Here is a 25918-nt window from a genome sequence, read left to right on the forward strand (position 1 = left end):
TGACGACGAACGTATAAGGCCGCTGCAGCGCGATCCTGACAATGCCGATCATGCGACAGAATATTCCTACTTTGTCTTCCGCCGACTGAGCGGAGACATCTGAATGATAAGAGCTTTGACTGAGTCCGCGCTCTGGCTGGACCGGCTGGCGTATAACGCGCGAGAATATACGAGGTAATTAAAAAAAAATTCGAACGTGACACGAAAACGAGAGGTAGGCGCGAGTGACTATTTTCCTCACGCGCATCATGACTGTTGCGCGATCTTTGAGACGCCAATTGATAGTTTTTAATTAGGGGATTCGCATCGACGAATTTCGTAAAGAAATCGATCCAAAACCAAGCTCATAAATCATCTGCCGTGTGAAACAGAGATTATATTGCGCTTTTTAATTTGGAGATTCGAAATAGAGAGTAAGCTTTCGCTGCGCCTCACCCCCACCCATTTTGTGAGGCGCGTCAGTAGACGGCCCTTCTCCCGCAGAAGGGCCGTTTTGCCGTACTGGTATTTTTTCCGCTCTCGCGGCCGGTGCCGGACGATCACGTTTCCGTGTAAAGCAGTGGTCCGTAAAAACTAGAAAATCGTTCGGTGCAACGTGCCTCTATGTGGGAGGCTTTCGTTTCTCGAAGAATGTAGGAATGCGGCCATCGAACGCGATACGCTGGGCGCACCACGGTTGGTTTCAGGCCCTTTGCTCGTTTCCGTCTCGCAAGAGAATGTAAATCGCCGGAATAACCAAAACCGTCAGAAGCGTCGACGAGGCAAGCCCAAACAAGAGCGAAATGGCGAGCCCTTGAAAGATCGGGTCGAGCAAGATCGTCGCCGCGCCGATCATAGCCGAGATCGCGGTGAGGAGGATGGGCTTGAAGCGCACCGCGCCGGCATGGAGCAAAATCTCACGCAAAGTCCTGCCCTCCCCTGCGCCATGGCGAATGAAATCGACAAGCAGAATTGAATTGCGGACGATGATTCCCGCGAGTGCGATGAAGCCGATCATCGACGTTGCGGTAAACGGTGCATGAAATAGCCAGTGGCCGAGCACGATGCCGATCAACGTCAAGGGAATCGGCGTCAGGATCACGAGCGGAAGTTTGAAACTGCCGAATTGTGCGACGACCAGAAAGTAAATGCCGAGGATCGCGACGCCGAAAGCCGCACCCATGTCGCGGAAGGTCACATAGGTGATCTCCCACTCGCCATCCCAGAGCAGCGTCGGCTTGCTTTCATCTTTGGGCTGGCCATGCAGGGCGATCGCCGGCCGCGGCAGCTTGCCCCAATCGTGATGCGCGATGGCATCATCCACCGAGAGCATGCCGTAGATCGGCGCTTCGAAGGCACCGGCGAGCTCGCCCGTGACCATATCGGCGAAATGGCCGTCGCGGCGGAAGATGACCGGCGTGCCCTGCTCCATCGCGGTGTGCACGACCTCGCCCAACTCGACGATGCGATTGCTGCCCGGCAGCACGTTGGCGGGAACTGGCGTCGAAGCCAGCCGTTCGGTCCAGGCAAGATCGCTCTTGGGCAGGCCGATGACGATGCCGATCGGCGTGCGCTCGGCGCCGCGGTAGGAATAGCCGACCGAGACGCCGCCAAGCAGCATGCGGATCGTGTCATAGACATCGCTTTGCTCGACGCCGAAGAATTCGAGCCGGTCTTGGTCGATCGAAATGCGCAGGCGCGGGCGCGGATGTCCGTAGGAATCGTCGACATCGACGATGTAGGGAATGGACTTGAAGATCTTTTTGACTTCTTCCGCTTCGGCGCGTCGCGTCGCCGCATCGGGGCCGTAAATCTCCGCCAGCAATGTCGCAAGGACAGGCGGCCCGGGCGGCACTTCGACGACTTTCATCACCGATCCCGTCGGCAAAGAGAGCCCCGCAAGCTTGTGGCGCAGATCAAGCGCGATGGCGTGGCTCGTGCGGGCGCGCTCCGCTTTGGGTGAAAGGTTGATCTGCAGCTCGCCGAGTTCCGGCGATTCGCGCCCGTAGTAGTGGCGGACGAGGCCGTTGAAGTTGAAGGGCGCCGCGGTGCCGGCATAGGCCTGCATCGAAATGACCTCGGGCATGGATTGCGCGATTCCCGCCGCGGCGAAGAGCTTGCGCTCGGTGTCTTCGAGGCTCGCGCCCTCCGGCAAGTTGAGCACGACATCGAGTTCGGATTTGTTGTCGAACGGCAGCAGCTTGACGGTTACGGTCTTCGTCGCAAAGAGCAGGCAAACGAGAACCGTGGCCACCCCGACCGCACCGAGGAAGATGGCGGCAGCGCGGCGCGAACGCACGATCGGCTGCGCCATGCGCCGATAGAGCGCGCCTAATTTTCCGCCGTCTCCGCTTTCATGCTCGTGGCTTGCGGCCGCGGGGCGCGCGGGCGTCAGCCTCAGCATCAGCCAGGGCGCGACAACGACCGCCACAAAAAACGAAAACAGCATTGCGGCCGAGGCATTCGCCGGGATCGGCGCCATATAGGGGCCCATCAGACCGGAGACGAACAGCATGGGCAGCAATGCCGCGATGACGGTCAGCGTCGCGACGACGGTCGGGTTGCCGACCTCAGCGACGGCTTCGATGGCCGCCTGCGTCCGGTCGCGACCATCGTGCATCGCCCAATGGCGGGCGATGTTCTCGACGATGACGATCGCGTCGTCGACCAAGATACCGATCGAAAAAATAAGCGCGAAAAGGCTGACGCGATTGATCGTATAGCCCATCAATTCGGCAGCGAAGAGCGTCAGCAGGATGGTCGTCGGGATCACCACCAAAGTCACGAGCGCTTCGCGGCGCCCGATGGCGAAAGCGATCAGCACGACGATGGAGACGGTGGCAAGCGCCAGATGAAACAAGAGCTCGTTGGCTTTTTCGTTGGCCGTCGCGCCATAGTCGCGTGTCACCTCGACATTGATGTCGTTTGGGATCAGGCTCCCCTTCAAGCTGTCGACGCGGGCGATGATGTCGCGCGCGACGACGACCGCATTGGCGCCGGCGCGCTTGGCGAAGGCGACCGTGACGGCGGGCGCACGGGTCCATGGCCCCGCCCCGCCTGGCCTGTAGGTCCACACGCGATGCTCGACAGGCGCGCCGCCGACGACAACCTTTGCCACGTCGCGGACATAGACCGGACGTCCGTCGCGTGTCGTGATGAGCAAAAGGCCGATATCCGGCACGCCGGAAAGCGTCTGTCCTGCCGCGACGTTCGGCTCGGTGCCGGCATCGCGCACCGTTCCGGCAAGAAAAGAACGGTTCGCGCCTTGCACTTTGCCGACGAGCTGCTCGAGCGTGACGCCGAAGAGCGCGAGCTTTTCCGGGTCGGGCTCGACCCTGATCTGCTCGGCGGTGCCGCCGGCAATATAGCTCAAGCCGATATTGTCCACCTTGATAAGCTCGGTGCGCAGCCGGTCGGCGAGCTCGTAGAGATCCTTGTCGGTCCAGCGCGCCGCCGCGTCTGGCTTCGGCGACAGGGTCAGCGTTGCGATCGCCACGTCATTAATGCCGCGGCCGACGATCAATGGCTCCGGAATGCCGGTCGGGATACGGTCGTAATTGGCGCGAATTTTCGCCTGAACGCGCAGGATTGCATCATCTTCGCTGGTACCGACGAAGAAACGCGCCGTCACCATGACGCGATCGTCCTGCGTCTGACTATAGACATGCTCGACGCCGTTGATGCCTTTGACGATCGCTTCGAGCGGCTTGGTCACGAGTTCGACGGCGTCGGGGGCCTTCAGCCCGTCCGCATTGACCACGATGTCGACCATCGGCACGCTGATCTGCGGTTCTTCCTCGCGCGGGATGGTCGTCACCGCGATCAAGCCGGCAATCACGGCTGCCATCAGAAACAGGGGCGTGAGCGGCGAGCGGATTGTGGCTTGCGTGAGCCTGCCGGAAATGCCGAGCTTCATGGCTGCACCAGGACGTCGCCTGCCTGCAATCCGGAGAGGATTTCGAGCGCATCCGGCATGTCCGGGCGCGGCTGCTCGCGCCCGCGCTGGATCGGCACCTCGATCGTCGTGCCATTCGCTTGACGAAGACGGGCATAATCAAGCCCGAAGCGGGTCACGATGAAATGCGCCGGCACGATGAAAGCGCGGCGCTCGCCGCCGGAAATCCAGACCTCGATCCGCTCTCCCAAAAAATAATCGCCGAGACCCGCCACTTGCGCGTCGGCGACGACCCGGCCGTTTTCGATCTGCGGATAGACCAGCGCGATCTTACCGAACGTCACGCCTTGCTTGCCGATGTCGCGGCCGTCGATGCGAACCTCGTCGCCGGCCTTCAGAAAACGCGCGTGACGCTCGGGTACGCGCAGCCGCAGCACAAAATCGGCGCGCGCGATGTCCGCAATCGTCTCGCCGCTCATGACGACGGTGTCGGCGGTCACCGGAACTTTGAGGACCCGCCCCGCCGTGGGCGCAAGCACCTGGCCTTCGGTCAGTTGCTGTTCGAGTACCGAGCGCTCGGCAATGCGCGCCTTCAGCGCGTTGGCCGCCACATCGGCTGCGGTTGTCGCCGCATCGAATTGCGCCTTGCTCACGATGCCGCGCGCGACCAATGCCGCGGCGCGCGCGAGATCCGTCTGCGCCTGCTCGAGCTGCGCCTTGAGCCCCGCGATTTGCGCGTCGAGCGCCGATTTTTGCAGCGTCAGCTTCTCATCGCCGATGGTGGCGACGATCTGCCCCGCTTGGACCCAATCGCCTTCCCGCACCGAAAGGCTCGCAATGGTGCCGCCGGTGCGCACCCGCGCCGGCACGACTTCGCGGCTTTCGACAGTGGCGAAGACCGCCTTTTCGTCGGCTATCGTGGCCGGCTCGACGGTGAATGTCTGTGCGGCCCTCGCCGGAACAGCCGGAAGGGCGAGCGACATCGCGAGGAAAATAAATGCCGTACGCATCGCGCTTACTTTCGCCGGTTTGGCTAGCGTCGGCCAAATAGGCCGGACACGAACGAAGACGAGGGCGGTATCGTCGGCAGTCGCGCCGCTTTCCAGGCATCGATCCCGCCGGCAAGATGCGTGGTGTGAGCAACGCCTCTCGCTAAGCATTTTTCGACGGCTTTTGCCGAACGTGAGCCGGCCTTGCAGTGGAAAACGACGTCGCGAACGTCGGGCGAGGGTAGCACCGATGGATCAAATGTCGAGAGCGGCATGAGCACAGCCCCCGGGATGCGCTGCGCCGCATATTCGTTCGGTTCACGCACATCGACGAGAAGGATACGATTGGCCTCAAGCGCCTCATGAACGGCGGCCGGCGTGAGCTCTTGCAGACGGTTGCGGGCGGTCATTGCTCTTAGTCCCTTTTTTCTTCCGGGGCGCCGATTTGGGTTCGGCCGCGTCCGGCTCGCACATCGGTTGCGGGCCGCAATAGATGCGGTAAAGCGTTTTGAGGACCTCTTGCGCCGGGCCGCTCGCGATCGAATACCAGATCGTCTGTCCCTCGCGCCGCGCCATCACGATCCCATCCTTGCGCAGCAAGGCTAGATGCTGCGAGACGGTCGAATCGCGAATGCCAAGAAAATCGGCCATCTCACCGACCGAGCGCTCGCCATCGATGAGCTGGCAGACGATGAGAAGGCGGTGCCGGTTGGCAAGCGATTTCAAGAGCTCGCTCGCTTGTCCTGCCGCCGCGTCCATTGCTAGGGGAGATACCTTCATAGATACGAAAATACGTCGATGTTGCGGGGTGTCAAGGTTCTGCGCGCCGCGAGATCATATTTTTTTGTACATAGTTGCGTATATTCGAGACAGCGTATATTTAAGGGATGAACAATACGACGCGAGGAGACAGCGATGGCTGAGATCGTGGTAATCGGTGCGGGCTTGAGTGGAACCTTGATGGCTTATGAGCTTGTGCCGCAGTTGCGCAAAGGCGACCATTTGACCCTCATCGGCGAGGATCCGAGCTTCCATTTCGTCCCGTCGAACCCGTGGGTTGCGATTGGCTGGCGCAAGCCGGCCGATATCAAGATCGACCTAACGCAGATCGTCCAGCGCAAGAAGATCAGTTTCATCACCAGCGGCGCGAAGCGCATTCATCCCAGTGAGAAGCGCATCGAGATCGAGGGCGGTGGCGAGCTCCACTATGATTATCTGGTGATCGCGACCGGGCCTGAACTCGCCTTCGACGAAATTCCGGGCTTCGGTCCCGGCCATTTTACGCAGTCGGTCTGCCATGTCGATCATGCCACAAAAGCCTACGATGCTTTCGAGAAATTTTGTGCCGCGCCCGGCCCTATCGTCGTCGGCGCCGTCCAGGGCGCTTCATGCTTCGGGCCGGCTTATGAATTTGCCCTGATCCTCGATACCGAGTTGAAACGTCGTGGCCTGCGCGACCGCGTTCCTATGACGTTTGTGACGCCAGAACCTTATATCGGTCATCTCGGACTCGATGGCGTGGGCGACACGAAGACCGTCCTCGAAAGCGAATTGCGCGAGCGGCATATCAAATGGATCACCAACGCGCGGGTGAAGGCAGTCACGGACGGCGCCGTTGAAATCGAGGAGATCGCCGAGGCTGGCACGGTCGCGAAGACCCACCAGCTTCCCTTCGCCTATGCGATGATGATTCCGGGCTTCCGCGGCGTCGGCGCCGTGCGCGGCATCGACAAGCTCACCAATCCGCGCGGCTTCATCGTCGTCGATCAATACCAGCGTAATCCGGCCTATCCGGAGATTTTCGCAGTCGGTGTCTGCGTCGCCATCGCGCCGGTCGGAGCGACCCCGGTACCGGTCGGCGTACCGAAGACCGGCTTCATGATCGAATCGATGGTCACCGCCACCGCGGAAAATATCGGTGCTGTACTCAGGGGCAAGAATGTTTCGCACCAGCCGACATGGAATGCCGTCTGTCTTGCCGATTTCGGCGACGGCGGCGTTGCCTTCGTCGCGCAGCCGCAAATCCCGCCGCGCAACGTCAATTGGTCTGCCAAAGGTGCATGGGTGCATCTGGCGAAAGTGGCTTTCGAGAAATATTTTCTGCGCAAGGTCCGGCGCGGCGAAAGCGAACCTTTCTACGAGCGCTTTCTGATGAACAAGCTTAACATCAAGAAGCTCAAGCAGTCGGCTTGAGGCATCGGCGCATGCACGGAGAAAAGATGAACGAAAACGGAGATGTGACATGAACCTCGATCGGGCGGTGATTTCATTCGCTGGCGTCATGGTCCTGGTCAGCCTCGCCCTGACTTATTTTCTCAGCCCTTATTGGCTACTTTTGACGCTCTTCATCGGCGTGAACCTTTTACAAGCCGGATTCACGGGCTTCTGCCCTGCCGCTTGGGCGTTCAAGAAGATCGGTATCCGCGCCGGCCATGCGTTCCGCTAATTGCCGGCTATTGCGAAGACGGAGGAGACCATAATGCACATGGATTGGCCGCGGCTTGCTGCCGAGTTTTCCCAACCGCTGAAAGAATTGCGGGCCGGAACTCCGGAGACCATGCGCGCCTTTTCGAGCCTCGCCCGTGCGGCATTGGAGGCCAAGGCGCTCGATACCAAGACCAAGGAACTCATCGCGCTCGGCATCGCCGTCGCGGTCCGTTGCGACGCCTGCATCGCCTTCCATGCCGAGGCGGCGGTCAAGCAGGGCGCAAGCCGCGATGAGCTGATGGAAACGATGGGTATGGCGATTTATATGGGCGCTGGCCCAAGCGTCATGTACGCGGCGCAGGCTGTGGAAGCTTTTGACCAGTTTGCGGCACCCACAAGGGCCGCAGAAGCGGTGGTCAAATAGCGTCCGCCGCCACGTCCCGCCCACTATAGACCAAATGGATAAGTCTCCGGCTCGCCATGCGGACGCCCACTTGCCAGCGGCGTGACCGCTCGCGTCTCGGCGAACCAGACGAAGGCGTCGAACTGGTCGGCGAGAATGGCCTGGAAATAATGACTCAGAAACTCCGTCTCCGGCCGGTAGATGACGCCGATCGCGCGTTCGAGCCGCGGTTTCGACAGCACGGCCCTTAGTTCTGCTCGGTCGCTCCGCCGCCAATCTGTCAGGCCGCGTGCGATGCCAGTCTGCAGAAACAGATGTTCATGACTGTCGCGCCGCGCCGGTAACACCTTTTTCACTTCCATCGGTCCGTCCCATTCGCTGGCCGCGGCGACAGTTCCGCGGTCCGTTCCGAAGCCGATGAGGACCGCCTCGTCGCCGAAGGCTGCACGGCAAGACTCGCCGATATTGAATTCGCCCTGCCAGCCCATCGCGGTCGCGGCAGCATTACCGATATGCGAATTGTGCGCCCAAACGACGGCCTTGGCGGCTTTTCCGCGCGCCGCGAGCAGTCGCGCGAGCGTGTCGAACATGTGACGGTCGCGCAGGTTCCAGGACTCGCGCGAGCTGCGATACATCAGCCGATAATAATGCTCGGCCGCTTGCACGACGCGCGCGTTCTGCGCTGCATCGAAAAAGGCCTCGCCATCATGGCGAATATAATCGAGCCGCTTGTCGAGCAAACTGCGCAATTCCGCAACGACGACGTCCTCGCAGGGCGATTCACGCAGATGCAGCGCGGCCTCGCCGTAGCCGGCAGGATCATCCTGCCACGGGGTCAGACAAGCATAACGCCGGCGGGCTGCTTTGGCACCGTCGGGATCGACGCGGTCGAGATAAGCAAGAACAGCGGCGATCGACCGGCCTAGGCTGTAGATGTCGAGTCCCCGAAACTCGACACGCGCATCAGGCGCTGCCCTCTCATTATGCGCGCGCAGCCAGGTCACGAAATCGTGCATTTCGACATTGCGCCACATCCAAGTCGGAAACCGGCCGAAGGCCGCTTCCGCCGACGGCTGGTGGGCATGAAAGCGCACATAGCGGTCAATCCACGCCGCGTCCGGCCAGTCTGCCTCTACAGCGACAATGTTAAACCCATGGACCTCGATCAGCCGACGCGTGATGGCAGCCCGCGCGCGATAAAATTCCGATGTGCCATGGCTGCCCTCCCCGAGAAGGACGACAGTGGCGTCTCCGAAGCTATCGAAGAACGGTCCGAACTCATCCCACCGTTCCGGCGGCGGCAACGGCGCACAAAAGCGGCGCAGGATCGAAACATCTTTCTCGTTCTCCTCGATCGGAAAACGATCCGTAGTAAGGATATTGGCCATCATCCCGTCTCCGCGCCCGTCATGCCGCCAGAGATACGGTGGTGGCCTGGGGGCCTTTGTTGCCGTCTTCTTCGACGAAACGAACCTCAGCTCCGACCTTCAACCGGTCGAAGGCGCCATCAAGGACGCTATTGCGGTGAAAATAGATTTCGCGCCCGTCTCCGGTCTCGATGAAACCATAGTCCTCGCCGGCAATGAGTCTCGCTACGCGGCCGCGTTCGGGCGCGATATCCTGTTTGACGTCACCGCGCATCTCCCGAACAGAATCTTCGATCTGGCGTCGCGCCGCCGCGAAGGCATCCTTGATCGCGACGGAAATATGCTCGTGCTGATGGATATCGCCATGCGTCTTATTGACGATGACATCCTTATGCTGCGGCAGCGCGATGCGAATGTCGATCTTGAACAGCGCACCCTTGCGATGATGCAACAAACTCGGTGCCGTCACGACCACGGTGCAAGCGGTGATCCTGTCAAAGAATTTTTCAAGCCGCCTCGCCTCCCTCTCTATTTCGGCGCGAATTTGCTCGGAAGGCTCGCAATTGCGGAAGCTGATCTCTAAGGGTACTTGCATCGGAGCACCTGTTTTTGGATTAACGGCCTACGGCGCTCGTCGAATCCGCCGGCTGAAGCGCGGCGAGAATTTCGCGGACTTCCGTATCGGAAACTTGGCGGAAATCGGAATAATAAAATCCCACCGCTCCGAATTCTTCGTAGGACTCGAGGCATACGATGGTGTCGGCTTCACCCTGAAGCTGCCGCAGCGTCTCGCTTGGCGCGACGGGCACCGCCAAAATCAGCATTTCAGGCCCTTGCTTTCGCACGGAGCGCAGAGCCGCGCGGGTTGACGCCCCCGTGGCTATGCCGTCGTCGATCAGAATAGCGACCCGGCCTTTTAATTGGGGATGCGGCCGTTCGCCGACATAAAGCCGCCGGCGCCGTTGGATTTCGGCCAGTTCGCGCGTGCAGACGGATGCGAAGTCCGCCTCAGAAATGCGTGCCGCCTCGATAACGTCCTCGTTGCGCACGATCAAAGGCGCGGCGCCATCGACAACTGCACCCATCGCCAATTCTGGATGAAACGGAACGCCGATTTTGCGGACGAGCACAAGGTCAAGCGGTGCATCGAGCGCATGTGCCACTTCGGCCGCGACCGGAACGCCGCCGCGCGGCAATGCGAGAACGATAGGCGCCTTATTCTTATAAGAGAGCAGCGCCTTGGCGAGGCGTCGCCCCGCATCTGCACGATCGTGAAAAGGCATGTCGTTTCCCTTAATGCATCGCAGCCGCGGTCCCGGATCGAGATGTCAGATTGAGAATAAACCACTCCTCGGCGTATTCGCTGACCTTTTCCAGCGCGCCGGCTTCTTCGAATAGATGCGTTGCGCCCGGTATGATGCGTAAAGCCTTGCGCGCCCGTAACTGCGCTAAAGCGCGTTCGTTCATTTCGACGACAGGTTCATCGTTGCCGCCAACGATAAGCAAGGTCGGTGCGCTGACCGAAGCAAGCGCCGGCCCGGCAAGATCCGGCCGGCCGCCGCGTGAGACAATTGCGCCGACGCGATCGCGCAGTCGGGCTGCCGCCACGAGCGCGGCACCCGCGCCGGTGCTTGCGCCAAAGAATCCGAGCGGCAGGTAAGAGAGTTCAGGCTGCCGGTCGATCCATTCCACCGCGAAAGCGAGGCGATCAGCCAGCAGCGGAATATCAAACACGTTGCGTCTGTCTGCTTCCTCCGACGGCGTCAAAAGATCGAGCAAGAGGGTGGCGAAATGCGCCTGGTTGAGCTTGCCAGCTACGGCTGAATTTCGCGGGCTGAAGCGGCTTGAGCCGCTGCCATGCGCAAAGACGATGATGCCGCGCGGCGATGCAGGCAGACGCAAAGTGGCGCCGAGCCCCAAGCCCGGCAATTGAAGATCACGTGCCTTAACTGCGACTTGCTCTGCCGTCATCGCTGAGCACCCCTGCGCACCTCGCGACCAATGGCAATAACTTCCGCGGATCGACACGCCTGGCATTGACAAAAATCAAATGAATGCCGCGCCGTGCTTCGGTTTGCTCAGCAACTTGACGCGCGACGCGCGGAGACCGGCGGCGTCGATCAGATGACGGGCGCCACACCGCCGCAGGCTAATCGATCGCCCAGCGTGCCAGGAGTTGGGTTTTGATCTGGTCGAGGGCAAAGGCGAACACAACGGTTGCGCCGGACAGAGCCAAAATGACCGCGGGCGGCAATTTCTGCATCAGAACGCCAGCCAGTGCGAATCCGGTTACGACGGCAATGTCGGCCAGCGTGCAGAAAAGCATGGTCCGCGTTGGCCGCGAGCACCAGAAATGACCGCGTTCGCGCAGGACATAGACGACCGCCTGCCCGGCGAAGACGAGCATGACAAAGGTCAGGGTCTGCATTTGGCCGATGCTCAAATGATATCGAAACCATGCGATGGCGAGAATGCCGATGCAAAAGGCGAATTTGAACAAAGCGAGCGGAACGGCAGCGAACATGAGATTGCCGACGCGCCAAGCGTTCGGCTTCGGCGATGGCGTCGCTCGGTCCGCCGTCCGCGCCATGCTGACGAAGTCATTGGTCAGCATGGACAGCGCCTGCAGGAGAGGCGTAAGCACGAGATGGCCGGTCAGCACCAGGCCGGCGCCGAGCACGACCAGCGCCACGCATTTGTTGACGAGGATGCTCAACGTATAGGTCAACACGCGACGGAAGACGATGCGCCCCTCGCGGATTGCCGCGACAATCCCGCCAAGACCCGGATCGGTCAATACGATGCCGGCGGCGGCCTTGGCGACGTCGGTGGCGGTCGAAACGGCTATGCCCATCTGCGCTTGCCGCAAAGCCGGGGCGTCGTTGGCGCCGTCGCCGCACATGCCGACAGCATGGCCGCCGTTTTGCAGGGCTTTGACGAGGCGAAATTTTTGCTCTGGGAACACACCGGCATAGACGGCGAAATCGTCAGGATTCGCGCGGTCTGGAATTTGTCCGGGCGGGCAGATGCGGCCGTCGAGTCCGATTTCGTGGGCGACTGTTGCCGCGGTCGCGGCGGCATCGCCCGTGACCATGACAGGCTGCACGCCCAGGGCACGAAGCTCTTGCAGCAGAGCGGCTGAGTCGGCACGCGGCGGATCGCTCAGCGCGATCAGCCCGACCAACGCTATCGCACCCTGCGGCCCTGCCGCGACCGCAAGGGTGCGGTATCCGACGCGCGAGAGACGCTGCAATGCGGCCTCGGCCTCGGCGTCGAGCGGTGCGACGTCGGACGGTGCACCCTTGCAGATGTAAACGGTTCGTCCGTCCGCATCGCGTGCGAGGGTTTCGGCTTTTTTGCGCGCCGGGTCGAAGGGGATGAAGCGTTCCGCAGTTGGCACGGGTCGCGTCGCGGTCTGTGCCCGTGCCGCCTTGCGGATCGCCGCATCGACCGGATCCTGACCCTCGGCCGAACTGGCAAGGGCGGCGAAGGCAAGGACGTCGCCAGCCGTCCACCCGTCCGCAAGCGGCCGCACCTCAGCGACCTCGAGCCGGTTGTTGGTCAGCGTCCCGGTCTTGTCGGCGCAAAGGACGTCGATCGTCGCCGCCTCGTGGAGTGCGCTGAGCCGGGTGAGCAAGACGCCCTTGAGAGTGAGCGATTGTGCACCCAAAGCCGCGCCCAAGGTGAAAGTCGCCGGCAACGCAACCGGCACGGCGGAGAGAAGCGCGGTCAGGACGAGCTGTAAGATTTGATCGCTGGGCAGTGACAGCGCGTGCCCATAAGCGACGAGACCGATGGTGATCGCAATATTGACGATCGTCAGATTGCGAACGAGGCCGAGCACGGCTTTTTCTTCGGCGCTCGTGACGTGAGCGATGCGCACCAGTTCGGCAGTGCGACCGAAGTAGGTGCGCCCGCCCGTCGCGGTGACGCGTGCAATGGCCTCGCCGCGCCGCACCAAGGCGCCGGCGTAAGCTTGCGACCCAACGCCGGCTTCGACCGGCAGGGATTCGCCGGTCAGCGTCGATTGATCGAGCAAGACGGAGCCCTCGAGGATCAGCGTGTCGGCGGGCACCACCACGCCGAGCGAGAGCTGAACGACATCGTCCGGCACAAGGTCGGCCGCCGGCAACGCGAGCCACGCGCCGTCGCGTTTCACTCTCGCTTTGAGCGCCAGCTTTTGTTTCAGCAGCGCCAAGGCCGCATCGGCGCGATTTTCCTGAATGAGGCCGATCGCGACATTGAGGATCAAAAGCCCTGCGATCATCGTCGCTTCGACGCGCTCACCCACCGCGAGTTGGAGGATGACAGTCGCCTCGAGCATCCAGGGTACCGGAGCCCAAAAATGCCGCAAGAACCGTTCTGTGCCGCTTGAGCGCGGTTCGGCCGTCTCATTAGGCCCGACCTTAGCGCGGCGCTCTGCCGCTTCGCTCGAGGTCAAGCCGGTATCGTTCGTCGCGCGAGACGGACCGGCGGCTGCGTCTTGCATAGGCACGACACCGGAAGGTGAATCGCGCGTAGCCGAGGAAGAATGCAACGAAACGCCCGGAGCCAATGCACCATATCCCGTGGATGAGATTAAGAAATAAGGTGGGATGACGTTGGCGCCTTGCGGCATATCAATCCCCCGGCCATCCTGTGCGCTACTGTCGAGCGTCGTGGTGGAAGGTCTATGCCAGTTGATCTCGCGCAAGGATACGTCCCGGCGTGGCAGCTATGAAACTGTAACCCGCGTTGTGAAACGAGGCCGCGAGCCGCATTGGGAGATATTCATGCGCAGATTTTCTTTGCTGGCCGCCGTCGCTGCGATTTTGGCGATGGCGGTGGTGTTGCCGGCGGAGGCCGGCTGTTACCGGGTCGGCGAGACCGGTTACCACTGGTACCGCTATTGCGTCGGCCCTCACTTCTTATACCCGCACCATCGCGTCTGCCGACACGGGCACTGTTGGTACCATTAGAAGCATCAGGTGCCGTGCTTCTTTCGAGTGGCCGCCGCCTTCTGCGCTGAACGATGACGATCCTCCGCGCTCCGGCCGGTCGAGGGCGTTTTTCCCAATTCGTGCCAATCGGTCTCGGTCATGTCGACGCCGTAGTGGCCTGCCGCTTTCTTGATATTGGCGAAGGCCAACTCTCGGTCGTGGTCAGATACGCCAACGACCTGATCGAAACGCGCGATGGCGTTGCGGACATGTTTGGCATCTGTCAGCGGTTCTTTCCGCTGGTTGGGAAAGGCGTATACGCTGCCCGGCAGGTCACTCTGTTTGGTCAGCTCGCCATGTTTTTCGTGGGGTGTCCAGGTCGCCTTCATCGTCGCCTCCGCGATCAGGCTTATTCAGCATCGCCTTGCGGCAACGCCAGCCGCATCTCAAAGTTGCAAAGACTGCCGCGCCCCGCGCGGCCATAACGTGATCACGGCTTTAGGCGTGGCCGCGGGCCAGAAAGATCTGCAGCAGCATGACCAAAGTCTCGAGGAGTATGAGCGCGACGATAATCACTTCGAGCCGGGCTGAGCGATCGACGTCCAAAATATCGGTGAGTGCCTCGCCGGTCTCGACGATCACATTCAGTTTTTGCGTTACGGCCTTGGCGCGTTCGTTCAGCTCATATTCGTCCTCGAGTCGTGCATAGAGCCGCTCGAGGCTCGGATGGTCCCAAAGAATGTCGGGCTTTTCCTCGACCGCGATGCGACCGGAAATGCGGTGCTGCGCGATGAGGGCTTGACCGATGAGCTTGAGCATCGAGCGGCGATTGCCGGGCGGTCGGCCGGTCCGTGCCAGCTCCCCGGCAAAGGGCTCGATCGCGTCGAAAACGCCGCCGAGCTTATTCTCTGCCCGCGCCAGCGACACGGATTTCGCGAGAACGTCGGCAACGACGAGAAAGCGCGCCGGCGAAAGATCGGGAATTTCGACGGGCCCGCCGGGTTTGACACGATCATCGTAATCGGACCGGATCTCAAGCGCCGCCGTTTCCTCGTTTCTGCCGTCCGGCCGGCCGGAAATTCGCCCTGCGATCTTTTCGAGATAAGCGGTCTCCTCGGCCGGGCTCAAGCCCGCGAAAACGACGACCCCGAAGCGGTAGAGGGCGATGAACTTGGTCGGCGTCAGCCGCGTCGCGAGCGGCACGGTCGCGATCATGTCGCCGCGCTCGAACCCGGAGGCGTCGATCCGATCGCCGACGTGGATGGCATGCGCGAGGACGCTCGTGGTGGGCTGGGCAATGCCCGGAGCGACCGGTGGCGGGCCAACATGATCAATCGCGGCGTTCTGCCCACTATCCGGCATTTCGCGGATATCCCAATTTCGCTGGGCGTCGGTGGCCCGGTTGCCTAATCCCGAACCATCTTACGACGTTTTCCGCGAAATCGGACAGATTCAGCGCGCGCCGAGCGGGCGTGGCGCTCCGGGAGCGGCGGGATCCTGGGACGGGTCGAAGGCGTCATGAACGTGCTCCGCATGCCTGCGGGCCAATTGCCTCCGCGCCGCCAAAGCGGCGGCATGCGACGCCGACATTTGCTGCTCGATGCTGGCGAGCCGTTGGTTGACTTGGGAAAGACTCGTCGTCAGGTCGGTCTCCAGCTTGTCGATCCGGCCGGCGAGATCGGCCGCCGCGGCGCCCGTGGCATGCTGCGCCGGGTCCGGCGCGTTCTTCTTGAGGCTCGCCAAGTCCGCGTCTTGTGCCGCGTCGTGGCCATCGACACTGGTCTTAAGCGCGCGAATTTCGTCCGCCATTTGCTGCATCGCGCTGGCGACCTCGTCGTGCACCGGGCTCTGCTGCACCTGCGCAGTCTGACTGGCTCTCGTGAGATCGACCGACGAATGGCCGCGGGAATAATACGCGCCCATGGCCCAGGCCAAGGCACAGAGAAAAGCGACGACCGCCGTGCGCGCGGCAAATCGCAGGAAACGCACGAACAGCGGAACGATCCTCGGCGTCGATGTCTTCTCTGTCTCTTCGGGAGGGATAGACCCCAAATCCTTCGGAGGCAGAGAGCCGAAGATGGCATCGGCCGGCTCCACCTTTATCTCAAGGGGAGCTGCGTCTGATGGCGGCGGAGCCGTATCGGCGCTGAGGAGCGGAACGGCGCTGTGAACGGGTTTGTCGAGAGCGTCAAGCATATGCGTGCTCAAGCGAGAGGAGTCGAAGTAAGGACTTCCGCAGGCGTTGGAGCCAACGCCTTAAGCCACACCCTGCAATCCCCAAGTGGCAATGTTGCAGCCAAAATGTGGCATCAGAAACGCCCAGCCAAAGCTTGGATCGCGGCGGCGCACAATGGTTCCTGGGCCGGCCGTGCGAGAGCGGCTTACGGTTTGGTTGATCCGATCGCCGATGCGACAGCAAACGTTCGCCGCTATGCCGGTCGCCTTAAGCCTCATTGTGATAGCTGTGCCACGCGCGGTCAAAAACGTCACAACTTGTTGCGGATTCACTATTCTTTGCTGGTCAGCTGAGCTGTTTCCGACGAAGATTTTTGAGTGCATGGATTGCAACGACGCGGGGAAAGCCGTGCCGCATCTATATTGCAAAACCAAGGCAAGCACCGTCGAACGATGTTATTTTGACGGAGATCGCGTTTTTTCTTTTCTAAATGTGTTGATTGCGGCGATTGCTGCTTTGGCTATTTCATCGAGTTTTGCGCGCGCTGACGAAACCGGCGTCAGCCTTTGGCTTCCAGGCTTCTTCGGCAGTCTCGCCGCGGTGCCGCAATCGCCGGGCTTTGCCTATGCCAATATCTTCTACGTACCCTCCGTCGGCGCCGGTGGCAGCGTCGCCTTCGCGCGTCAGGTCACGCGCGGCGACCTGACGGTCAATTTCAACGGAAATCTCAATGCCCGTTTAGACGGCCGCGCCGACCTCTATCTTGGGCTGCCAAGTTATACATTTGCATCGCCAGTTTTCGGCGGTCAGGCGACCGTCGCAATGATCATTCCCTACGGTGGGGCTGAGGCCGGCGTCAACGCCACGTTGAACGGGTCGGTCGGGCCGCAAGGCTTTACCGTCTCGAGGGGAACCAGCGGCGACGTCCTCGGCTTCGGCGATCTCGCGCCCGTCGCGACCTTGCGCTGGAACGCCGGGGTCAGCAATTTTATGACTTACGCGCTGACCGACATTCCGATCGGCGTCTACCATCCCAATAATCTCGTCAACCTCGGAATTGGCCACGGCGGCGCAGATGTCGGCGGCGGCTACACCTATTTCAATCCGGAGACGGGCAATGAGATTTCAGGTGTGCTTGGTTTCACCTACAATTTCGAAAATCCGTATACGCGATACCAAAATGGCATCGATATGCACTTCGACTGGGGCGCGTCGCGTTTTTTCACGAAGCAATTACAGCTCGGCGCTGTCGGCTATGCCTACGAGCAACTGACCTGCGACAGCGGCGCGGGCGATAGAGTCGGCTGCTTCGAATCACGCGTGATCAGTCTCGGCGCTCAAGTCGGCTACATCATCCCTATGGGGAAATTGCAGGGTTATGTGAATGTGAAGGCCTATAAGGAGTTTGCAGCGGAAAATCGCCCCTATGGCTGGAATGCGTGGCTGACCTTCGCGGTATCGCAAGCGCCAGCGCCGCCCGACAAACACTAGGAGGCGCGGACGAAGCTGGCTGGAAAGGATATTGCGGCAAGCCTCATCTTGGGGCTTCTTCCCTGCTTTTCGCTCAGCACATCCGCCGGCGCGCAATCATTCTCGCTCGATTCCGCAATGGCGACGCAGAGCGGGTCCGCGCTCGACTCAAGTTATAACAATGGCGATTTCACGCGCCCTGAGACGAGCGCGACTTTACGCCTCGAGTTTAGAAAGTCGTCCTCGCCGACGAGCGCCACCGAGCGCGAGATCGAAATCCTACAATATAATTCGAAGCTCGATCTCGGCGAAAACTGGAAGGTTGGGACGCAGATCCAGGCACCGTTTGTCGAGAAGACCACGACGACGTTCGATCCGCCCGGCGCCCAAAATGCGGCCGGCCTCGGTGACGCTATTTTTCAGGCCGCTCTTATCCATTCGGCCGGCGAGCGCTGGGCCTACGGCTTTGGCGCACGGCTCGTGGCGCCGACGGCGACGGATTCCGTCAGCTTGGACCGCTGGCAGATCATGCCCGCGGCCGGCGTCCGCTATTCGTTTCTGGAAGCCGGATCCGATACTTACTTCGTCCCAGTGGTGCGCTACGCCATCAGCTTTGGAGGCAATCCCGCGGCGCGGGTCATTCGTGAGCCTCAGATCGCACCAACGCTGAATATCGGTCTGCCGAACGATTGGTTCGTGACGCTCTATCCGAGCAACGATATCCGCATCAATTTCGGCACGCCCGTTCCCGGCCAGACCGGACGCCTCTTTCTTCCGCTCGATGCCGCGATCGGAAAAAAATTCATGAGCAGTCTGATCGTATCGATCGAAGTCAGCGTGCCGATTGTCAGGGACTATCCGGTTTATGATTTTAAGAGCGAGCTGAAGCTGACTTGGCAGTTCTGACGATCGTCTGCCGAGCCTCAATCGGAGGCAATATAGGGCTTGACCATCTGGGCCGGGTCGACGATGCGATCAAATTCCTCGGCGCTGACGAAGCCGAGTTGCAGGGCGGCCTCTCGCAGCGTGAGATCGTGGTCGAGCGCGTGATGGGCAATCTGCGCGGCTTTGTCGTAGCCGATCACCGGCGCGAGCGCGGTAACGAGCATAAGAGAATTGCTAACGTCCTGCGCGATCTTCTTGCGGTTCGGCTGCGTGCCCTCGACGAGATACATACGGAAATTGGTGCAGCCGCCGCTCAGGATCCCGATCGACTGCATAATATTATGAATCATTAGCGGCTTATAGACATTCATCTCAAGTTCGCCGCCGGCGCCGCCGAAACCGACGGCGACATCGTTCGCCATGACCTGCACGGCGATCATCGTCAGGGCCTCGGCCTGGGTCGGGTTGACCTTGCCCGGCATGATCGACGATCCGGGCTCGTTTTGCGGGATCAATAATTCGGCGAAGCCGGCGCGTGGCCCGCACGACATCAGCCTGATGTCGTTGCCTATTTTATAAAGCGAGACCGCGAGCGTCCGGAAAGCGCCGGAAAGATGCACCAGCGCATCGTGAGCGCCCTGCACCGCAAATTTGTTCGGCGCACTGATAAACGGCAAGCCCGTGAGCTTGGCGATCTCGGCGGCAACGGCTTCAGCGAAATCGGGTGCCGCATTGATGCCGGTCCCGACCGCAGTGCCGCCAAGCGCCAACCGATAGACGCCTTTCAACGCATCTTCGATGCGCGCGATATTGTCGCTGAGCATGGCGCCATAGCCCGACCATTCCTGGCCGAGGGTGAGCGGCGTCGCGTCCTGCATATGGGTGCGGCCTATCTTGACGATATCGTCCCATTCGGCAGCCTTGGCGGCAATCGCATCGCGTAGCGCCTTGAGCGCCGGAACCAGGCGCTGCACGACGCCGAGCGCGGCGGCGATGTTCATCGCCGATGGAAAGGAATCGTTCGACGATTGCGACAAGTTCACGTGATCGTTCGGATGAACCGGCGTCTTGCTGCCGAGATCCGTGCCGGCGAGCTGGCAGCATCGATTGGCGATCACCTCGTTGACGTTCATGTTGAACTGCGTGCCGCTGCCGGTCATCCAGACATGCAGCGGAAACATTTGCCGGTGCTGCCCAGCCAGAATCTCGTTGCAGACCGTGGTGATCAATTCATGCTGCAATTGGCCGAGCCGATGCCCGGCGCGATTGGCGTCGGCCGCCGCATGCTTGAGGATCGCATAAGCCGCGATCATCTCGCGCGGCATCAGATCGCTGCCGATGCTGAAATATTTCAGCGAACGCTGGGTTTGTGCGCCCCAAAGCTTGTCGGCGGGAACATCGACCTCGCCGAGGCTGTCGGTCTCAATGCGAAATTCGGTCATGCTCAACTCCGAAGTAATCGTCCCTCGGCGCTAGCGTCCCTTTTTCTCATAGGGATTTTCGCTCGTGCGGGTCGAGAGCCGGATCGGCACGCCTTTCAGGTCGAATGTCTCGCGGATTCCGTTCGTGAGAAAGCGCTTATAGCTTTCGGGCAGATGTTCGAGCTGATTGCCGAAGATGACAAAATAGGGCGGCCGCGCCCGCAGCTGGGTGATATAGCGGATTTTGATGCGGCGGCCGGCAACGGCCGGCGGCGGATTGGCCGCCAGCGCCGCGGCCAGCCAGCGGTTGAGCCGCCCCGTTGCAATGCGCCGGTTCCAGGTTTCGTGCACGGCGAAAACCGCCGCCATCAGCGCGTCGATTCCTTCGCCCGTCGCGCTTGAGACGGGCACCACCGGCATGCCCTTCACTTGCGGCAGCAGCCGTGCGGCTTCCTCGCGCAGCTCTTTGAGTTTGGCGCCGCGATCCTGCACGAGATCCCATTTGCTGACGCCGATGACGAGCGCCCTGCCCTCGCGGGCGATGAGATCGGCGAGCGTCAGATCCTGCTTTTCGAACGGCGCTGTTGCGTCAACGAGCAGGACCACCACTTCGGCGAATTTCGCCGCCCGCAAGGCGTCGGCGCCGGCAAGCTTTTCGAGCTTTTCATCGACGCGGGCACGCTTGCGCAAGCCCGCGGTGTCGAACATTTTGAGCTGGCGATCGCGCCATACGAGATCGACGCCGATGGCATCGCGGGTAATGCCCGCTTCCGGGCCCGTCAGCAGCCGGTCTTCGCCCAAAATGCGATTGAGCAGGGTGGATTTGCCGGCATTCGGCCGGCCGATAATGGCGACGCGCAGCGGCTTTGTCGGATCGAGTTCGGAGCCGTCTTCCTCATCGCCGAGCGGTTCGGCTGCGGCGGCTTCTTCGATCTCGTCCTCGCCCGGCTCCGTTGCTTCCGGCAGGGCTTCGCGCAAGGCATCATAAAGCGCGCCGAGACCTTCGCCATGTTCGGCGGAGAGCGCGATCGGCTCGCCGAAGCCGAGATCAAAGGCCTCTTGCGCCCCCGCCGCGCCGGCGCGCCCCTCGGCTTTGTTCGCGGCGAGGATCAGCGGCTTATCGGCCCGGCGCAGCAGCGCGGCAAAGGCGCGGTCGTCGGGCATGACGCCGGCGCGCGCGTCGATCATGAAGAGGATCGCATCCGCATCGGCAACGGCGGCTTCGGTCTGCGCCCGCATTCGCCCGGCGAGCGTCGCCGGGGCGCCGGTCTCAAGCCCTGCCGTATCGATGATCGTGAAGGTCAGGTCGCCGAGATGCGCGGTGCCTTCGCGCCGGTCGCGCGTCACGCCCGGAAGATCATCGACGAGGGCGAGCTTCTTGCCGACGAGGCGATTGAACAGGGTCGATTTGCCGACGTTCGGACGCCCGACGATGGCGAGCTTGAACATGGCTATTTAGTCGGCACGGCGCCGGCCTGAACAATCGTCAGAAAGGCGTCGGCGCGGGCCCGCAAAGCCGGCGGCGAAGTGGGATCGGCGGCGGCAAGCTCGAGCCAATGCGCCGCGCCGGTGAAATCGCCGCGCTTGGCGTCGGCGAGCGCCAGAAGCTCGCGATAAGCGTTACGATAAGGTGAATCGGGGCTCGCATAGCCGGCGTAGCGCTGCTCGAAGGCCTTCGGGTCGTCGAAGTCGACGCGCAGATAGGCGCCGCGCAGCCGCGCGACCTGCTGGTAGGCCGGATCAATCGCGGCATTGGCGGCGATCGCGTCATAGGCGGCGGCCGCGGTTTTCGGGTCCTTGGCGGCAATCGCATTGGCATTGGCGAGCTGTGCCAGCGTCGCATAGCCCTTGGCGCCGTCTTTGGCGATGGCGTCGAATGCGGCGGCCGCTTCTGCGGCCTTGCCATCGCTCGCCAATTGCTGCGCAGCCGCATAGCGCGCGCCGGCGGCTTCGACGTTCTTCAACCGGTAATAATCGTAAACCCGCCAGCCTGCCGTGCCGAGCACGATCAGCAACGCCGCGCCGATGATCCAGTTCTGATATTGCTTCCAAATATTGATGAGCTGGTCGCGGCGGACGTCTTCATCTACTTCACGGAAAAAATCGGCCATTTACGTCTCTTAGGGGCTTTTCTGCCCCGTGAGCTAGCACGGCTACGCCGGAAAGGCGACCCTTACCCGCGCGGCACGGCGCTGGCCCGAGCCAGGCCGAACCGCGGTCATGCACGCGTCTCGGCTCGGCTGGCAGTTGCCGGCCGTTGCGTGATCAAGACCTTGCCCTATCTTGAAGACGCGTCGCCGCGGCATTTGCGGACGCAAGGAGGCGGCATGCCGGCGAAATCCCACATCTTCATTGGCGTCGGCGGCTGGACCTATGAGCCCTGGCGCGGCAGCTTCTACCCAGCCGACCTGCCGCAGAAGCGCGAACTCGAATATATGAGCCGCGCCCTGACCTCGATCGAAATCAACGGCACCTATTACGGATCGCAGAAGCCCGAGAGCTTCATTAAATGGCGCGAAGAGACGCCGGATGGTTTCGTCTTCTCGGTCAAGGGCCCGCGCTTTGCCACCAACCGCCGCGTGCTGGCGGACTCGGCGGAGTCCGTCGAGCGCTTCTTTTCCAGCGGCGTGCTGGAGCTGAAAGAAAAGCTCGGGCCGGTCAATTGGCAATTCATGGCGACGAAAAAATTCGATGTCGAAGATTTTGCCAAGTTTCTCGCCCTGCTCCCGAAAGAAAGCGGCGGGCGGAAAATCCGCCATGCGGTCGAAGTCCGGCATGCGAGCTTTGCGACCGCCGAATTCGTCGCCTTGGCGCGCGAGCACGGCGTCGCCATCATTACCGCCGGGGATTCGGAATTCCCGCAGATCGCCGATGTCACCGCCGACTTCGTCTATGTGCGGATCATGGGGACGCAGGAAAAGCCGAAGGCAGGCTATGCCGGCAAGGCACTCGATCAATGGGCGGACCGCGCCGGGACTTGGGCCGAAGGCGGAGTCCCGGCCGATCTCAGAAGCCTCGCGGCGCCCGTGGCGAAAGCGCCGCGCGACGTCTTTCTCTACGTGATCAGCGGCTTCAAGGAGAACAATCCCCGCGCCGCCGAAGCGCTGATCGAACGCGTCGGCAAAATGCTTTGAAAGCAAGAACCGGAGTGTGCAGCATCCGCGCGCAGGCTATTGATCCCGACATGGATGCAACCAACCAGACTTTAGCGCAGGAAGAGAGCCGCTGGGCGGCGATCGACAGGCGTGACCGTACCGCCGACGGCACCTTCGTTTTTGCGGTGAGGACGACGGGCATCTATTGCCGGCCGAGCTGCCCGGCGCGGCATGCGCTGCGGCGCAATGTGGTCTTTTTTTCGAGCTGCGAGGCAGCCGAACGTGCCGGTTTCCGCGCCTGTCTGCGGTGCCGGCCGAAAGAGGCCACCGATGACAAACGCTTGGCCGACATGATCGCCGCCGCCTGCCGCGCACTCGAAAGTGACGAACCGCCGGCCTTGGAGGGTCTCGCGGCCGGGGCGGGGTTCAGCCGCTTCCACTTCCACCGCCTCTTCAAAGCGGCGACCGGCGTCACGCCCAAGGCCTATGCCAAGGCGCATCGGGCTGGACGGGTGCGCGATGCGCTCGCTGCCAACGCGTCAAGCGTGACGGAAGCGATCTATGCCGCCGGCTACAATTCCAATTCCCGGTTTTATGAAAGTGCCCCGACGATGCTCGGCATGAGGCCAAAATCCTTCCGCGACCAGGGCCGCGGCGCCGAGATCGTCTATGGCATCGGCCGCTGTTCGCTCGGCAAAATCCTCGTCGCGCGAAGCGGCAAAGGCATCTGCGCCTTGATGCTGGGCGACGACGCGGCTGCGCTCGAAGCGGAAATCAAGGGGCGCTTCGCCAAAGCCAAGTCGATCGAGGGCGATGCAGAATTTTCTGACTTGCTCGCGCAGGTGATCGCCTTCGTCGATCAGCCGGCAAAAAACTTCGACCTGCCGCTCGATATCCGCGGCACGCTGTTCCAGCAAAAAGTCTGGGCGGCGCTGCGCGCCATTCCGCCGGGCGAGACGGCGAGCTATGCCGAGATCGCCAAGCGCATCGGCACACCAGCGGCGACGCGCGCCGTGGCGCAGGCATGCGCCGCCAACAAGATCGCCGTTGTCATCCCCTGCCATCGCGTCGTGCGCAGCGACGGCGCTCTGTCCGGCTATCGCTGGGGCCCGGAGCGCAAGCGCGCGCTGCTCGACAAGGAGCAGCGGCGCAAAGGCTGATTACATCGGGTTCGCCGCCAGCGCGCCGACAACGAAGTCGAGAAAGGCGCGCACTTTGGCCGGCGGCAAATGCCGCGACAGATAATACGCATAAAGCGGATAGCGCTCCTCGGCCCAGTCGGGCAGCACCTGCACAAGCTCGCCGCGCGCGACAAAATCCTCCAAGCCGAATTCGACCGCCTGGGTAATCCCAAGACCGGCGATACAGGCGACGAGCTTGGTCGGCAGATCGTTGAAGACCAGCCGGCCCTCGGTCTTCACTTCGACGATCTCGCGGCCTTTATGAAATTCCCAATCGAACGGCCTTCCCGTCGCCGGATCGCGGAACATCAGACATTCGTGATTTTCGAGATCGCGCGGATGACGCGGCGTGCCGCGGCGCGCAAGATAGGCCGGCGCCGCGCAGGCAACGATCCGCGTTTCGAGGAGCTTGCGCGCGATGAGGCGCGACGGCTCCGGCTCGCCGAAGCGCACGGCGACATCGAACCCCTCGGCCACGAGATCGCCGAGCCGGTCGCGGACAATGATTTCGAGCGACAGCGCCGGATATCGGGCGAGAAAGTCCGGCAAACGCGGCGCCAAAATCAGGCGCGCGAACGACGGGTCGGCATTGAGCCTCAACCGGCCGCGCACCGCGGCCGTGGTGCCGGCGGCTTCCGCCGCGGCCTCGTCGAGACCGGCGAGGAGCGGCGTGACTTGCGTATAGAAGCGGCGGCCTTCGTCGGTCAGGGTCACGGCGCGTGGCGTCCGGTCGAAAAGCCGGACGCCGATCTGCGTTTCGAGGCGCGCAATGGCACGGCTGACGCCCGAGGGCGTCAGGCCGAGCATGTCGCCGGCGCGCGCGAAATTGCCGGCCTCGACGACTGCCGTAAACGTCCCGACGCCGCTCAGCAATCTGCCATCGAATCCCATGATGACCTCCGCTCATCATCAAAACGACAAAGATGCGCTGGCGGCAAGCCTTCTGGCGCTGCAAATGTCTGGCGTCACCAAAAAGGAGATCCCCATGTCGTTCGAAGGAAAGAAGATTGTGGTGCTTGGCGGCAGCTCGGGCATCGGGCTTGCAATCGCGAAGGCAGCGGGACGCGAAGGCGCCAAACTCGTGGTCGCGTCCAGCAATCAGGCCCGCGTCAACGAGGCGCTCAAGCGCCTGCCGCCCGGGGCGGAAGGCCAGGCCGTCGATCTCGGCAATGAAGCGGCGATCGCGGCGCTCTTCGCCCAGATCGGACCGTTTGATCACCTTGCCTATACCGCGGCCGACAAGTTGCAGCTCAACCGCCTCGCCGATACGGACCTCGCAACGGCGCGGAAATTCTACGAGCTGCGCTATTGGGGCGCCCTGGCGGCGGTGAAATATGCAAGCCCCAACATTCGGCCTGGCGGGTCGATTGTGCTGACCTCAGGCCTCGCGGGCCTACGGCCGCATGCCGGTTGGGCGCTCGGCGCCAGTGTCTGCGGTGCGGTCGAAGGCCTGACCCGGGCACTGGCGGTCGAGCTCGCGCCGATCCGCGTGAATGCGGTTGCACCGGGTGTGGTGGTCAGCCCGTTGTGGGACGACATGACCGAGGTCGACCGCACGACGCTTTACCGCCAGACGGCGGAGCGCCTGCTCGTCCGCCATGTCGGCGAGACGGAGGAAGTTGCCGAGGCCTATCTCTATCTGATGCGCCAGACCTACAGCACCGGCACGGTGCTGCGCGTCGACGGTGGCGGCGCGCTCGTCTGAGCGCGC

23 protein-coding genes and 1 pseudogene are annotated in these 25918 nt (G+C 62.0%); 8 read left to right on the plus strand and 16 right to left on the minus strand.

The genetic code is table 11. The annotated features are described in order from the left end of the window. Positions 1 to 682: 682 nt before the first annotated feature. The 4 genes and pseudogenes from Q0025_RS09335 to Q0025_RS09350 all read right to left on the minus strand — a co-directional run. Complete coding sequence (locus Q0025_RS09335) at positions 683 to 3895, minus strand: efflux RND transporter permease subunit (RefSeq protein ID WP_297298285.1); 3213 nt, start codon at positions 3893 to 3895, stop codon at positions 683 to 685. Next, positions 3892 to 4884 carry an efflux RND transporter periplasmic adaptor subunit gene (locus Q0025_RS09340; protein ID WP_297298287.1) on the minus strand — a complete coding sequence of 331 codons (993 nt, stop codon included), beginning with the start codon at positions 4882 to 4884 and terminating at the stop codon, positions 3892 to 3894. Before Q0025_RS09340 ends, Q0025_RS09335 begins: the two co-directional genes overlap by 4 nt. A 23-nt stretch (positions 4885 to 4907) precedes the next feature. Next, the gene (locus Q0025_RS09345; RefSeq protein WP_297298288.1) at positions 4908 to 5273 is read right to left on the minus strand and encodes a rhodanese-like domain-containing protein; all 366 of its coding nucleotides are present in this window, start codon (positions 5271 to 5273) and stop codon (positions 4908 to 4910) included. A 76-nt stretch (positions 5274 to 5349) separates the two neighbouring features. Then, positions 5350 to 5622, minus strand: a pseudogene (locus tag Q0025_RS09350) (metalloregulator ArsR/SmtB family transcription factor); the annotation flags it as partial. 156 nt (positions 5623 to 5778) lie between these two features. Here Q0025_RS09350 and Q0025_RS09355 point away from each other — a divergent pair. Genes Q0025_RS09355 through Q0025_RS09365 form a run of 3 tightly spaced genes read left to right on the plus strand, consistent with a single transcriptional unit; the run spans position 5779 to position 7714 of the window. Next, positions 5779 to 7056, plus strand: coding sequence for an FAD-dependent oxidoreductase (locus tag Q0025_RS09355; RefSeq protein WP_297298291.1), 1278 nt, complete (start codon positions 5779 to 5781; stop codon positions 7054 to 7056). A 49-nt stretch (positions 7057 to 7105) separates the two neighbouring features. After that, on the plus strand, positions 7106 to 7309 hold the full coding sequence (locus tag Q0025_RS09360; RefSeq protein ID WP_297298293.1) for a DUF2892 domain-containing protein: 204 nt from the start codon (positions 7106 to 7108) through the stop codon (positions 7307 to 7309). A gap of 33 nt (positions 7310 to 7342) precedes the next feature. Beyond that, positions 7343 to 7714, plus strand: coding sequence for a carboxymuconolactone decarboxylase family protein (locus tag Q0025_RS09365; RefSeq protein ID WP_297298295.1), 372 nt, complete (start codon positions 7343 to 7345; stop codon positions 7712 to 7714). Between the two features lie 23 nt (positions 7715 to 7737). Here Q0025_RS09365 and Q0025_RS09370 read toward each other — a convergent pair whose 3' ends face one another. The 8 genes from Q0025_RS09370 to Q0025_RS09405 all read right to left on the minus strand — a co-directional run bounded on the left by Q0025_RS09370 (position 7738) and on the right by Q0025_RS09405 (position 15968). After that, positions 7738 to 9084: an erythromycin esterase family protein gene (locus tag Q0025_RS09370; protein ID WP_366939432.1), complete on the minus strand. Its 1347-nt coding sequence runs from the start codon at positions 9082 to 9084 to the stop codon at positions 7738 to 7740. A 16-nt stretch (positions 9085 to 9100) separates the two neighbouring features. Continuing rightward, positions 9101 to 9655 (minus strand): HPF/RaiA family ribosome-associated protein, encoded by a 555-nt coding sequence (locus tag Q0025_RS09375; protein ID WP_297298297.1) that lies wholly within the window; start codon positions 9653 to 9655, stop codon positions 9101 to 9103. A gap of 19 nt (positions 9656 to 9674) precedes the next feature. After that, positions 9675 to 10343, minus strand: a complete 669-nt coding sequence (locus tag Q0025_RS09380; protein ID WP_297298300.1) for a phosphoribosyltransferase — start codon at positions 10341 to 10343, stop codon at positions 9675 to 9677. Between the two features lie 10 nt (positions 10344 to 10353). Continuing rightward, on the minus strand, positions 10354 to 11097 hold the full coding sequence (locus Q0025_RS09385) for a dienelactone hydrolase family protein (RefSeq protein WP_366939433.1): 744 nt from the start codon (positions 11095 to 11097) through the stop codon (positions 10354 to 10356). Positions 11098 to 11209: 112 nt separating this feature from the next. After that, a complete protein-coding gene (locus tag Q0025_RS09390; RefSeq protein WP_366939436.1) occupies positions 11210 to 13678 on the minus strand; it encodes an HAD-IC family P-type ATPase in 2469 nt (822 codons plus the stop codon). A gap of 345 nt (positions 13679 to 14023) precedes the next feature. Next, entirely contained in the window at positions 14024 to 14368 is a 345-nt protein-coding gene (locus Q0025_RS09395) for a DUF6582 domain-containing protein (RefSeq protein WP_297298307.1), read from the minus strand. 109 nt (positions 14369 to 14477) lie between these two features. Beyond that, a complete protein-coding gene (locus Q0025_RS09400; RefSeq protein WP_297298309.1) occupies positions 14478 to 15341 on the minus strand; it encodes an RMD1 family protein in 864 nt (287 codons plus the stop codon). A gap of 90 nt (positions 15342 to 15431) precedes the next feature. Beyond that, complete coding sequence (locus Q0025_RS09405) at positions 15432 to 15968, minus strand: hypothetical protein (protein WP_297298311.1); 537 nt, start codon at positions 15966 to 15968, stop codon at positions 15432 to 15434. A gap of 298 nt (positions 15969 to 16266) precedes the next feature. On the opposite strand from Q0025_RS09405, the gene Q0025_RS09410 reads away from it, so the two are divergent. Together Q0025_RS09410 and Q0025_RS09415 are read left to right on the plus strand one after the other, a co-directional pair. Beyond that, positions 16267 to 17646, plus strand: a complete 1380-nt coding sequence (locus tag Q0025_RS09410; RefSeq protein WP_297298313.1) for a transporter — start codon at positions 16267 to 16269, stop codon at positions 17644 to 17646. A gap of 117 nt (positions 17647 to 17763) precedes the next feature. Beyond that, a complete protein-coding gene (locus Q0025_RS09415) occupies positions 17764 to 18531 on the plus strand; it encodes a transporter (protein ID WP_297298315.1) in 768 nt (255 codons plus the stop codon). Between the two features lie 17 nt (positions 18532 to 18548). Here Q0025_RS09415 and fumC read toward each other — a convergent pair whose 3' ends face one another. Genes fumC through Q0025_RS09430 form a run of 3 tightly spaced genes read right to left on the minus strand, consistent with a single transcriptional unit; the run spans position 18549 to position 22042 of the window. Continuing rightward, the gene (gene fumC, locus Q0025_RS09420) at positions 18549 to 19952 is read right to left on the minus strand and encodes a class II fumarate hydratase (RefSeq protein WP_297298317.1); all 1404 of its coding nucleotides are present in this window, start codon (positions 19950 to 19952) and stop codon (positions 18549 to 18551) included. A gap of 30 nt (positions 19953 to 19982) precedes the next feature. Then, a complete protein-coding gene (der, locus tag Q0025_RS09425) occupies positions 19983 to 21380 on the minus strand; it encodes a ribosome biogenesis GTPase Der (RefSeq protein ID WP_297298319.1) in 1398 nt (465 codons plus the stop codon). Between the two features lie 2 nt (positions 21381 to 21382). Beyond that, positions 21383 to 22042 carry a tetratricopeptide repeat protein gene (locus Q0025_RS09430; protein ID WP_297298321.1) on the minus strand — a complete coding sequence of 220 codons (660 nt, stop codon included), beginning with the start codon at positions 22040 to 22042 and terminating at the stop codon, positions 21383 to 21385. Positions 22043 to 22258: 216 nt separating this feature from the next. Here Q0025_RS09430 and Q0025_RS09435 point away from each other — a divergent pair, with 216 nt between their 5' ends. Beyond that, positions 22259 to 23065: a DUF72 domain-containing protein gene (locus Q0025_RS09435; protein WP_297298323.1), complete on the plus strand. Its 807-nt coding sequence runs from the start codon at positions 22259 to 22261 to the stop codon at positions 23063 to 23065. A 50-nt stretch (positions 23066 to 23115) separates the two neighbouring features. Beyond that, positions 23116 to 24186, plus strand: coding sequence for a bifunctional DNA-binding transcriptional regulator/O6-methylguanine-DNA methyltransferase Ada (gene ada, locus Q0025_RS09440; RefSeq protein ID WP_297298325.1), 1071 nt, complete (start codon positions 23116 to 23118; stop codon positions 24184 to 24186). On the opposite strand, the gene Q0025_RS09445 is transcribed toward ada, so the two are convergent. Continuing rightward, positions 24187 to 25098, minus strand: a complete 912-nt coding sequence (locus Q0025_RS09445) for a LysR family transcriptional regulator (RefSeq protein WP_297298327.1) — start codon at positions 25096 to 25098, stop codon at positions 24187 to 24189. Between Q0025_RS09445 and Q0025_RS09450 the strand changes: the two genes are divergently transcribed. Next, complete coding sequence (locus Q0025_RS09450) at positions 25097 to 25912, plus strand: SDR family oxidoreductase (protein WP_297298329.1); 816 nt, start codon at positions 25097 to 25099, stop codon at positions 25910 to 25912. The two genes, Q0025_RS09445 and Q0025_RS09450, sit on opposite strands and share 2 nt — an antisense overlap. Positions 25913 to 25918: the final 6 nt, after the last annotated feature.

This window comes from uncultured Methylovirgula sp. (genome assembly GCF_947646745.1).
Classification (GTDB): Bacteria; Pseudomonadota; Alphaproteobacteria; order Rhizobiales; family Beijerinckiaceae; genus Methylovirgula.